The sequence below is a fragment of the Paenimyroides tangerinum genome (assembly GCF_003865405.1).
Taxonomy (GTDB): Bacteria; Bacteroidota; Bacteroidia; order Flavobacteriales; family Flavobacteriaceae; genus Flavobacterium; species Flavobacterium tangerinum.
Genome location: NZ_RQVQ01000027.1, coordinates 25,899 through 37,221, shown reverse-complemented (window position 1 = coordinate 37,221; position 11,323 = coordinate 25,899). Strand labels below are relative to the sequence as shown.

At 28.3% G+C, this 11,323-nt stretch carries 6 protein-coding genes and 1 pseudogene; 1 reads left to right on the top strand and 6 read right to left on the bottom strand.

The genetic code is table 11. The features are described from left to right. Nucleotides 1-121 precede the first annotated feature (121 nt). The 4 genes and pseudogenes from EG240_RS11690 to hisS form a co-directional block, all read right to left on the bottom strand. Nucleotides 122-319 (bottom strand): annotated as a pseudogene (locus EG240_RS11690) (transposase); the annotation flags it as partial. A gap of 56 nt (nucleotides 320-375) precedes the next feature. Beyond that, nucleotides 376-3,870, bottom strand: coding sequence for a VIT domain-containing protein (locus EG240_RS11685; protein WP_125019573.1), 3,495 nt, complete (start codon nucleotides 3,868-3,870; stop codon nucleotides 376-378). A gap of 104 nt (nucleotides 3,871-3,974) precedes the next feature. Further along, a complete protein-coding gene (locus tag EG240_RS11680; RefSeq protein ID WP_125019572.1) occupies nucleotides 3,975-5,006 on the bottom strand; it encodes an META domain-containing protein in 1,032 nt (343 codons plus the stop codon). A gap of 212 nt (nucleotides 5,007-5,218) precedes the next feature. Beyond that, complete coding sequence (hisS, locus tag EG240_RS11675; RefSeq protein WP_125019571.1) at nucleotides 5,219-6,601, bottom strand: histidine--tRNA ligase; 1,383 nt, start codon at nucleotides 6,599-6,601, stop codon at nucleotides 5,219-5,221. A 131-nt stretch (nucleotides 6,602-6,732) separates the two neighbouring features. Here hisS and EG240_RS11670 point away from each other — a divergent pair, with 131 nt between their 5' ends. Then, on the top strand, nucleotides 6,733-7,974 hold the full coding sequence (locus EG240_RS11670) for an ABC transporter permease (RefSeq protein WP_125019570.1): 1,242 nt from the start codon (nucleotides 6,733-6,735) through the stop codon (nucleotides 7,972-7,974). 201 nt (nucleotides 7,975-8,175) lie between these two features. Here EG240_RS11670 and EG240_RS11665 read toward each other — a convergent pair whose 3' ends face one another. Both EG240_RS11665 and EG240_RS11660 read right to left on the bottom strand, forming a co-directional pair. Continuing rightward, nucleotides 8,176-10,542 carry a GumC family protein gene (locus EG240_RS11665; RefSeq protein WP_125019569.1) on the bottom strand — a complete coding sequence of 789 codons (2,367 nt, stop codon included), beginning with the start codon at nucleotides 10,540-10,542 and terminating at the stop codon, nucleotides 8,176-8,178. A 1-nt stretch (nucleotide 10,543) separates the two neighbouring features. Next, complete coding sequence (locus EG240_RS11660; protein ID WP_125019568.1) at nucleotides 10,544-11,320, bottom strand: polysaccharide biosynthesis/export family protein; 777 nt, start codon at nucleotides 11,318-11,320, stop codon at nucleotides 10,544-10,546. Nucleotides 11,321-11,323 lie beyond the last annotated feature (3 nt).

Below are 11,323 nucleotides of genomic sequence, written 5' to 3'. Positions count from 1 at the left end.
AGTATGTCGCTGCCTTTTTTTTGAAAGTCCTTTACTGAAAAGTAAAGGACTTTTTTGTTATATTTAAAATGTGTTTTAGATTGAATTGTAAGAATTTGGGATCAGTTACAAAAGTTGTGGACTAGGCAAAAAGTTTAGATAATCTAAAAAGGAAAAAGGACTTATCTCTCACTCCCTTATACATCATTCTAAAGTATTTAATTTTGGCATTAAAGGATTCCCCTGAAGCATTTGAACTTTTTTCTAAATAATTTAAAATGCCATTATAATGTTGTACTATTGTATTTTTTAGAACAGAAAAGGACTTAAATTCAGACTCTTCACATTTATTATTTTAAGTAAGGGTATCGAGCTAATATAATATTTAATTCCAATTTATTCCCATCGAAAGATTCCTGCTGGTAGATTGTCTTTTGCTTCGGTTAAATAAAATACTTTTTCAATTCGTTCTTGATTTGGTCTTCCAAAATTTTTGTAAACTTCAAGTGTTAATGCAACTGGACCACGAATTATTTGAGATGAATCTGCATAAAAATCAATTAAAACTTGATAATCGCCTTTTTCAGCATTTCTAATTAAAATTTCTTCTGGACCATAACCTGTTGTAACATCCGTATTAAACTTGATGTTTTCATTATTTGTTGAACTATAAGAAAATTGTTCTTTTGATGGTGCTACCAAATGCAAATCAATATCACAATCATTTGATGTCCAAGTCAGCACAAATCTTAAATCGTAAGTTTCTTTTTCTGTTTGAAAATTATACAAATCGTCTTTGCCACCGAAACCTTTATAATCATTGAAATAGGTATTGATAGTTTCTAAATAATCATCTGGATCTTCCAATAAGGGAACCCATTCAAGATTAATTGCTCGTTTAATTACTTCTAATCCTTTATCTTTTTCTCCTGATAAGATATAACTTATTCCTAAATCACGATATGAAATGGGTTCATCTGGACGGTATTCAAATATTTTTTCAAATAACGGAACAGCCAATTCAGGTTTTCCAATTGAACGTAGTTTGTAAGCTAAAGTGCGCATATTTGCAGAATTATTCAAATCTATTTCTGCAATATTTGATAATATCGTTTCAGCTTCTGGTTGCTTTTTATTTTTAAAAAAATCGGAAGTTATTAAATAAAACGCATAACCATTTCCATAGGTTTTAGCTAATTCTAAATATTTATCATATAAGTTTTCGTCTGATGTTTTTTCTAAAATTTTGATGTATTCTGGATTTGAACTCCATTTTTTTACAGACAAATTTTGGTTGATGAATTTTGAAACGTTTGCCGGTAAATTTATATTTTCATCTTGAATAAATTTATTAGTATAAACAAATATAATCCCGTCTTTAGCATGCTTTCCGTACAATTCTACGGATTTTTCTGGAGATAAAATTTCCAATGAAAAAACATCCTCCCACTCAAATTTATTTTCTTTGGATTTGAATGTAGATAAATCATTGTCTTCAAAATCTTCTTGTAAACGTTCTTTGGTTAAATAATTAAAATTATCGGGTTCTAAATCGAAATAGACTAAAGGATTTTTCCCTAAACGTTGATTGAAACCTCTACGAATAACATATAAATTATCATCCTTTAAGTGAATGTTGTAATTTTCATCATTTATGCTATTTTTTGTAAGTTCTTCTATGTTTAAATTTTGTTTAGTACTTGGAACATATGGCATTACTACAATTTCCTGTAAGTCTTGCTCTTTAATATTGAATTCTGTTCTTATTACATTACTTTGATATATACTTATCAATTCATTAGAAATCATATGTGAAGAAAAGACTATTTTATAATATTTCGTTGTATCTACTATTATATCAAAGTTTAGATTAGAATCTAAAGCTGTCATGTTTTGTCTATTATTATAATCTTCTACGATTAAGTCATTTAATAAATAAGAAGAGTCTTCATCATTTGTTTTGATATTTCCTTTTATGGAAACTTTACCGTTTTCTAATTCTGTTTTTTGTATGAATATTAATACTGGAATTGGCTCATTCATAAAATCATCATTTCTTGATGAAAAAGTATAATCCACACCTTTTTCTTTTAGTTCATCTTCTAGTTCTCGTATTTTGTTTTTTAAAAGTTTAATTGTATCATCATTTTTGTTGTAAAGTTTTTTGAAATCAGCATACAAAATTTCAGTTTTACCATCTTTCATACTCCATTCCAGATGTTCCTTCAAATAGCTAAGAGCCTTATTTTCATAATCAAGAAGGTCAATTTGCTTTTTAATTTTTATTATTTCGATGTTTCTGTCGTATAGTTCTTGCAAATCTTTTGTTGGAGGATAAATTTCATTTTTTATGTAATCGTAAATATCTTCTAAAACTAATAGCGAGGTAAAATCTGAAACGAGATTATATTTTTTACTAATTTCTACAATCTGTTTTTCGTTTGCTTTTGCATCTAAACTTAAATCGTCAAGTTGTTTTAAAGCAAATATTTTTTCTAAATCAACTATTTTTTTTGGTATTTTAATGAATTTTTTAAAATCGATTTTTTGATTCGGATTTGAAATATTTATCGAAATCTCATTTAGTAAATTTTTAGATTTTCCTATGATATTCAATTCGTTTGAGTTGAAAGAATAATTTTGTTTTGGATATGAATCAATCCATGTTTTTGTTTCGTTTAACGTTGTTCTTGTGCTTAGAATCAACTTTGCAGCATTAGAATTTTTGCTTTCATTCAAATTTATATACAAGCCTTTATTTGCTAAAGCAATCGATTTCATTTTTGTAAAATCAGTTATTTTTGATGCGCTTACTGTAAATAATTTTGATTCAATTTCTTCAATGTTTTCTGAACCAAAATTGCTCATTCCATCCGAAAACAATAAAACCATATCTGAGCTTGAAATTTCATTTTTCAAATTTCCATATTGTGTACCGCCATCGTAATCTAATTTTTCAATAGTTTTCAATAAATCATCACTTTTTGTAAAAGTTTTATTTACTTGAATTTGATTATTAAATGCAATCAATTGGACATCGGTGAAAGATGTTTTTTTAAGTAAATATTTTAAAAAATTAATTTCCTTTTTCAAGTCAGCATTTTTTCTTGAACGTGAAACATCCCACAAAACGCAAATTTTATTATAATTATTATTATGTTTTTTGTTTAATTTAATGACTGAATTTATTGAATAATAATAGGTGTCGTTTTTCTGTTGATAAAACGCAGTAGGATTTTCTTCTTTTTTTAATTTAAGGATTAAATCTTTTGAGTTAGCAAGTGTTGTGTATTTATAATAATTTGATTTTTTTTCTACTTTAAAGTTTGATTTATTAATGATATTTTCTTTTTCATATCCATAAACATCAATTGTTGTTTTAGATTTTTGGATTTTTTCAGTAAATGAAAAAGGAATTTTAAGTTCGTAATAAGAATGGTTCGAAGTAAATTGATGAAAAATTTCTAATTTAAACGTACGAGTTCCTTTAGCTGGAATCGGATATATTCTCGTTTTAAAAACATTTCCTTGCGTTTTTTCAACTAAACCAGGATCAACACCTCTTGAAACAATACTTTCAAAAACTTCACGAGCTTTACTTTTTTCAACGGCGACAGCTTCACGCAAAATTCCGTTGATATCTAGCGCATAACCATAAACAAAATCGCCATCATTTAATGGAAAATTGATTTCTCCAGAAAGTTGCGAATCAAATGGATTATAAATTGTAGCTGTCAATTCTGTTACAGCCGAATTTCCAAAAACAGTACTTTTTATTTCTAATTCCTGAATCTCAACTTTTTTTAAGCTGTCTCCAGAAATGTGAATTAAACTACGCTGTCCGAATGCAGATAACGTGCAAAGTAAAAAAAAGATAATTTTCGATTTCATAATATTCTGATTGGTAGTTAAATATAATGAAATAATCTTGATTTTATAAAAATAGAAAGAGGAATTCCAAAGTATGGAATTCCTCTTTTCATTTTTTTTATTGTCTAGAATTGCAATCCAAACATCATTACTAATTTATCATCTTTATAAAAATTTAAAGTTTGTTCGGCAACATCGAAACGAAGCGTTGAATTATTTAAATAATGCATCATTTTGCGTTCCGTTTCTTTTGATTCTTCATCTTTGCAAGCCATTCTTGTCGTGCCTAAGCTATCGAATATGATTTCGTCTGAAGTTGTTTTGTAATTTCCAAAGAAACGATTGCAACCGTTATTTCCGGAAACTTTATTTTCAGTTACATTAAATTGAATTGAAGCATTTCCAAAATCTTTACCCACATTTTCTAGCATAAAAAGCTTCCATTCTTTACCATCAATGAAAGTCCAAATATCATTTGTTGTTGGAATGTTGAAAATCATTTCAACTTTATTTGTTTTCACATTTATGAATTTAACTTCATTTCCAATTTGAATAACTTTAAATGGAGATTGAATTGCATTAGAAAATTCATTTTCTAATTCCATTGATTTTGGGTCGCCAGCCATTAATGTTGACATTCCTGGTTTTATGATTAATTCATTGTTTTTAAATTCAAAAGATGAGTTAAATCTATTTATACCGCTTTTACCAGAAACCGTTTTATCTGAATCATTCAGCTCAAAATAGATACTTCCCTTCGAAATTTTCTGTCCATTAAGTTCTGTTAAAACTAATTTTTTGTTGAAAATATCCAAATTAGTAGTTTGAGAAACTTTAGAAGTTTTAGCTTTTTTCTTACTAATGACTTTTTTTAGTTTGTAATTATAAGCTGATGCATCAGCAGGAAGATTACCTGATTTTTTCGTTTTTTCTACTTTAAGTTTATATGTAAAACTTGGTTCATATTCAAAACCTTCGATTGAATCATAAAAAAATGTCCAATCTTTGTTACTTCCTTCTTTAACTTGCAAGCATTCCATTGGAGCAACTCCAACACAAGGAACTTTATTTTCTTTGATTTTTAATTTTATTGTTTCTTGAGCAAAACCTGATAAACTAACTAATAGAATAGCTACTAAAAATTGAACTTTTTTCATAATATCTATTTTTATAATGAGTTTTGAAATATCCAATCTCTATGCCATTTCAATAAATTGAGTAATATTATCATTTGTTTAACAGTTTTATTTTCTGTAAATATTACTATTTTTTCAGTTGCATTATTAAAATTATGTTCTTTTTAGATTTTTTAAATAAAGGAATTGAATTTGTAATAAAAAACCTCAGTCAAAAACTGAGGTTCGATATTTTAGAAAGAAAATTGTTTTAAATTTTCGATTAATTCGTGTTCGGTAACTAAAGTTTGTTCTCCATTTGCTAAATTCTTCAATGCAAATTGTTTGTTTTCCATTTCAGATTCGCCAACGATAACTGCAAACTGAATTCCTTTTTTATCGGCAAATTGGAATTGTTTTCCCATTTTGGTATTATCAGGATAAAGTTCCGTTTTGATTCCTGCATTTCGCAATTTTTGAATAGTTGGTAAAACGTATAAAACTTCTTTATCACCAAAATTCAGGAAAATAACTTTTGATACAGCTGAAACCGTTTCTGGAAAAGCATTTAATTCTTCAAGAACTAAATAAATTCGGTCTAAACCAAAAGAAATTCCAACGCCACTAACATTCTTTAATCCAAAAATTCCTGTTAAATCGTCGTAACGGCCACCACCACCAATAGAACCTAGTTTTACGGTTTCAGGAGCTGCAACTTCAAAAATGGCTCCTGTATAATAGTTTAATCCACGTGCTAAAGTAACGTCTAAATTCAATTTTGCAGATTTTAATCCAATGGAATCAATTGCGTTACAAATGAAATTTAGTTCTTCAACACCTTTCATTCCTTCTACAGAAGTTTGCAACATCTCAGAAAGTTGCTTGATTTTATCAGCTAAAGTTCCTGTGAAATTAAAAACAGGTTGCACTTTTTCAATTGCTTCTTCTGAAATTCCTTTTGCTATCATTTCAGATTTTACACCATCTTCACCTATTTTATCTAATTTATCTAAGGCAACCGTGAAATCAATTAATTTATCGCTTGCTCCAATTACTTCTGCAATTCCTGATAAAATTTTACGATTGTTGATTTTAATGGTAACTCCTTCTACATTTAAATCTGTAAAAACGGCATCGTACAACTGAATCAATTCAACTTCTTGCCATAAAGATTTTGAACCTACAACATCGGCATCACATTGATAAAATTCTCTAAAACGCCCTTTTTGTGGATTATCTGCTCTCCAAACCGGCTGAATTTGGTAACGTTTAAACGGAAAATCAATTTCATTTTGATGTTGAACCACGTATCTTGCAAACGGAACAGTTAAATCATAACGCAAAGCTTTTTCAGAAATTTGAGATGTAATTTTTTTACTGTCTTTATTTTGTAAATTTTCTTCAGAAGCTTTAGATAAGAAATCACCAGAATTCAAAATCTTAAAGATTAAACGATCGCCTTCTTCACCGTATTTTCCCATTAACGTATCAGAATTTTCGAATGAAGGTGTTTCAATAGGTTGAAATCCAAACTTTTCGAAATGATTTTTTATGGTTGAAATAATATATTGACGTTTTGCTACTTCATTCGGAGAAAAATCTCTAGTTCCTTTTGGAATACTTGGTTTTTGTGCCATTTTATTCTAATTTAAATATCAAAAAAAGATGATAAAATATTTTATACAAATATCTGACTTTTAATTTTTTTGAAAGTAATAATTTTAATTTTATTGTAACAAATTTACGACTTTAACTACTAAGTAAGTATATGCTAAGACTATTTAAAGAAAATACAAAAATTGCTTTAGGCGCAATTCGGAGTCAGTTACTTCGAACGGTTCTAACTGTGTTTATCATTGCCTCTGGAATCTGGGCTTTGGTTGGGATTTTATCTGCTGTAAATGCACTTGAAAGTTCATTGATGAGCAATTTTGCTGCAATGGGTTCGAATACGTTTAATATTAGTCGATATGATTTTTCATCTCAATTAAATCGAAATAGTTCTGAAACACGAACTAATCCGATTATTGATTATAGTCAAGCTAGAAGTTTTAAAGAAAATTATAATGCTCCTTTTGCCACAACTTCACTTTCATTTACGGCAAGTTCAACAACTGAAGTAAAATACGAAAATAAGAAAACAGACCCTGAAGTTTCTGTAATTGGAGCTGATGAACTTTATTTTGAAAACAGTGGTTTAAAAGTGGACCAAGGAAATACTTTTTCCGAAATTGATATTTTAAGTAATCTACCCGTTTGCGTAGTTGGAGCAGATTTTACTAAAAATTTATTAAAAGATGTCAATCCTTTAGGTAAATTAATTTCAATTCGAGGAGCAAAATTCAAAGTAATTGGAGTTCTTGAAGAGAAAGGTTCAATGTTTGGAAATAAACAAGATCTAAGAGTTTTTATTCCCATTCAACAAGCTAGAAGTTTGTTTTCGCAAGGTAGTATAAATTACGAAATTAAAGTTTTAGTTCAAAAAACAGAATTTCTAAATACCGATATTGATGAAGCTATTTTGACGATGCGTTCAATTCGTGGTTTACATCCAACTCAAATAGATAATTTTGGAATCAGCAGAAGTGATGATTTGATCAATCAATTGAAACAACAAACACAAATGCTAACAGTTATTGCTGTTTTAATTGGAGTTATTACGATTTTTGGATCTTCAATTGCATTAATGAATATTATGCTGGTTTCGGTGACAGAACGAACTAAAGAAATTGGAATTCGAAAATCTTTAGGAGCAAAAAGTAGTACAATTGCTTGGCAGTTTTTTACAGAAACATTAGTAATTGGTCAGCTTGGTGGTATTCTTGGAACTATTTTAGGATTGATAACGGGTTATATTTTTACTCGATTTGTGGGTTTTGATTTTGTAATTCCCTGGGGAGCAATTATCGGAGCGATAATAATATCTTTAATAGTTGCATTAATATCTGGTTTGTTCCCTGCAATAAAAGCATCTAAATTAGATCCAGTTGAAGCTTTACGATATGAATAGGAATATTTTTTATAACGTTTAAATTAGGCTTATTATAATATTAAGAATCCGAAGAACTAGATTGTTCCTCGGATTTTTTTTGGAATAAATTAAAAGGAGAATTTAATTCTAATTTTAAATTTATTTTTTGTCTTAGAAAAAAATGAGCTTGATATTAATTTATCAAGCTCATTTTTATTTATTAGATTTTACTAATTATATTTATTTAATTCCTAAAATCTTTTTCCAAAGTGGGATCTTTTTAGTTTCCATTTTAACTCCGTAACCATATCCGTAGCCATAACCGTAACCATATCCATAACCGTAACCTTTGGTTGTATTTGTATCGTTTAGAAGTAATGACATTCTTGGTAATTTCTTCTCTCTATACAATGTTTCTGGAATAATTAAAGATTTCTTATCAATTTTTCCTGCTCTAACAACATAAATTATACTATCAGCGTATTTAGCAGTTAAAATCGTATCTGTAACTAAACTTACTGGTGCAGTATCAACAACAATATAATCGTATTTAGTTCTTAATTCGTTGAATAATGTTTCAAGTTTAGAACTCATCAATAATTCAGCTGGGTTCGGTGGAATTGTACCTGCTGGTAAAACATCTAGATGTGGATAACTTGGAATTGAAACAATATAATTTTCAATTTTAGTATCTTTAGTTGATAAATAGTTTGTTAATCCTTTACTTGGTAAATCAAAATAAGTATCTAATCTAGGATTTCTAATATCCATTCCAATTAACAATGTTTTCTTCTCTGAAAGAGCAAAAGTTGCTGCAATGTTAGCTGATATAAACGTTTTACCTTCACCTGGGAAAGTAGAAGTACTATAAATTACTTTACATTTTTCTTTACTTAAATCCGAAATCATAAAATCCAAGTTGGTTCTTACAATACGAATCGCTTCGGCCGAACTACTTCGACTATTTAATTCAATAATCTGATCAGAACTTTCTGATGTTGGAACATCTCCTAAGAAAGGAATGCTTGTGTTATTTTCAATGTCAAGTCTTGTTTTAACTTTTGTGTCCAATAAGTTTTGAACATAAATGATAACAAAAGGAATTAAACAACCAATGATAAATGCTCCTAATAAAACAATTGAAGACTTTGGAGCAACTTGCTTTGTTGGTTCAATTGCCGCGTCAATTACTTTTGCTGTTACTTCAGTTGCTGCTAATGTGATATTAGTTTCTTCTCTTTTTTGTAATAAGAATAAATATAAAGCTTCTTTTACCTTTTGCTGTCTGTCAATAATTCTAAATTCTCTTTCTTGTTTAGGAACTTGAGAAAGTTTTGATTGCATTTGATTTTCTTGACGTTTTAAATCATTTTTAGCAATCTTTAGTGAGTTTAAATTACTTTTTAAAGACGAAAGAATGTTGTTTTTTGAAGATGCAATTAAACCATCTAATTCTTTAATTTTTGGGTGTTCAGATGTTGAATTAATTAACTGACGTTGTCTTTCTAAAATTATTCTGTTAAGCTCATCTATACCTGAATTAATACCTGAATTATTATTTAATACAATATTTGGAACTAGTTCGTCAGAATCTGATTTTCTAAGATAACTGATAAGATCATTAACAATACTTATCTCTGTTTCGTTTTCAACGACTGAACGTTCGTATGCGCTAAGATTGGTTAAAAATAAACCAACTTCAGACTGAATGTCAGTTAAGTTGTTAGTGTTTTTATAACTTTCTACATTTTTCTCGACATCACCTAATTCTTCCGCGATAATATTTAAACGATTCGAAATAAAATCTGAAGTATGTTGAGCTATAAAACGCTTGTCCTCAATACCTTGAAGATTGTAATATCCTACTAAAGTATTTAGATATGCAACAGCTTCTTCTGGAAAACTACTTTTTAAATTAAGACTTATTACACTCGATGTTTTGCTAGTCGGATTGATAGTTGTTCTAGATCTAATACCGTTAGAAACTAAATCAGTTGGCGTATATTGTACAGAAATAGATTTTAAATCATCTGCGTTTTTTGGAAAATAAATTGTTGATTTTTTTACAATTATATTTCCAATTTCATTTTTAATAGGTGAGTCAAACTTAAATGTTCCAATACTTTCTTCATTAATAGAAAGGTCAAAAGAAGTATTGGTTATATTAGTTAGTTCAAATAAATTAGATGCTGATTCATTTTTTAAAGCAGATTGAAAATTTAATTCTATAGGTGAATTTTTATAATATCCATTTTTTTGGAATCCATCCTCTGTGAAATAATGATAATTTAATTTTAATGAATCGACTACTTTTTCTGATAGTGTTCTTGATTTTAAAACCTCAATTTCATTTTCAATATTGTTTTTGCTTCCTCCGAATCCCAAGTCGCTAAATGCTGCTAATTGACTTGTAATGTCAGATTTATTATCTTCCTTTATTAAAATGGTAGTGTTTACGTCAAAAATTTTATCAGTAGTTTTTAAATACGCAACAGCTAGAACTAATGTTATAAATACAGATAATACAAACCATCTCCAATGTGATAGGTATTTAAATAATTCTGCTTTTAAATCAATTGACTGATTGTTTTCTTGGTAGTTTTGCATTTTAATTTCTTGATATTAGTGTAAGTATACCGATTACTAATGAAGCTATAGAGATGAATATTGAAGCGTTTGGACCAACTGCAGAAGCATTAACTCTTGTTTTATTTGGTTCAACATAAACGATATCGTTTTGTTTTAAATAATAAAAAGGAGAATTGATAAAATCTGTTTTTGTTATATCAATTCTTTGTGATATTCTTTTTCCATTTTCTTCTCTAAAAATTAAAATGTTATTTCTGTTTCCATAAATTGTAAGATCTCCTGATAAAGAAAGTGCTTCAACTACAGTTAACCTTTCGCTTGTGATTGTGTGAACACCTGGTCTGTTTACTTCACCTTGAACCGTAACTTTAAAGTTCATGATTCTAACGTTGATGATTGGATTGTTTATATAAACAGAAATTTTTGATTGAAGTTCGTCAATAATATCTTGTTTAGTTTTGTTCAAAACATTTATTTGTCCAATTACAGGAAACTCTATATTACCATTTCCATCAACTAAATAAAGCTGTTGTGACTGTTGACCTACACCAGCTTGATTTTCTCTCATTACAGTTGATGTTGATGTTAAATTAAAAGGAATGGCTAAATCAGGATCAAGAGCAGAAACGATAATCATTAATAAGTCATCTGGTTGAATTCTTGTATTTACTTTTTGAACTGAATTACTAATGTCTTTTTCGGCATTTTCATAATATATTATTTTATCTTTTGATGCACAAGAAAATATAAATAATGATACTAAAAGAAGTAAAGATAGGTTTATAATTTTTTTCATAAT

Excerpts from the sequence above, each read along its gene's own strand:
- EG240_RS11685 (WP_125019573.1), bottom strand. The coding sequence starts at position 3,870 with ATGAAATCGAAAATTATCTTTTTTTTACTTTGCACGTTATCTGCATTC.
- EG240_RS11660 (WP_125019568.1), bottom strand. The coding sequence starts at position 11,320 with ATGAAAAAAATTATAAACCTATCTTTACTTCTTTTAGTATCATTATTT.
- hisS (WP_125019571.1), bottom strand. The coding sequence starts at position 6,601 with ATGGCACAAAAACCAAGTATTCCAAAAGGAACTAGAGATTTTTCTCCG.
- EG240_RS11670 (WP_125019570.1), top strand. The coding sequence starts at position 6,733 with ATGCTAAGACTATTTAAAGAAAATACAAAAATTGCTTTAGGCGCAATT.
- EG240_RS11665 (WP_125019569.1), bottom strand. The coding sequence starts at position 10,542 with ATGCAAAACTACCAAGAAAACAATCAGTCAATTGATTTAAAAGCAGAA.
- EG240_RS11680 (WP_125019572.1), bottom strand. The coding sequence starts at position 5,006 with ATGAAAAAAGTTCAATTTTTAGTAGCTATTCTATTAGTTAGTTTATCA.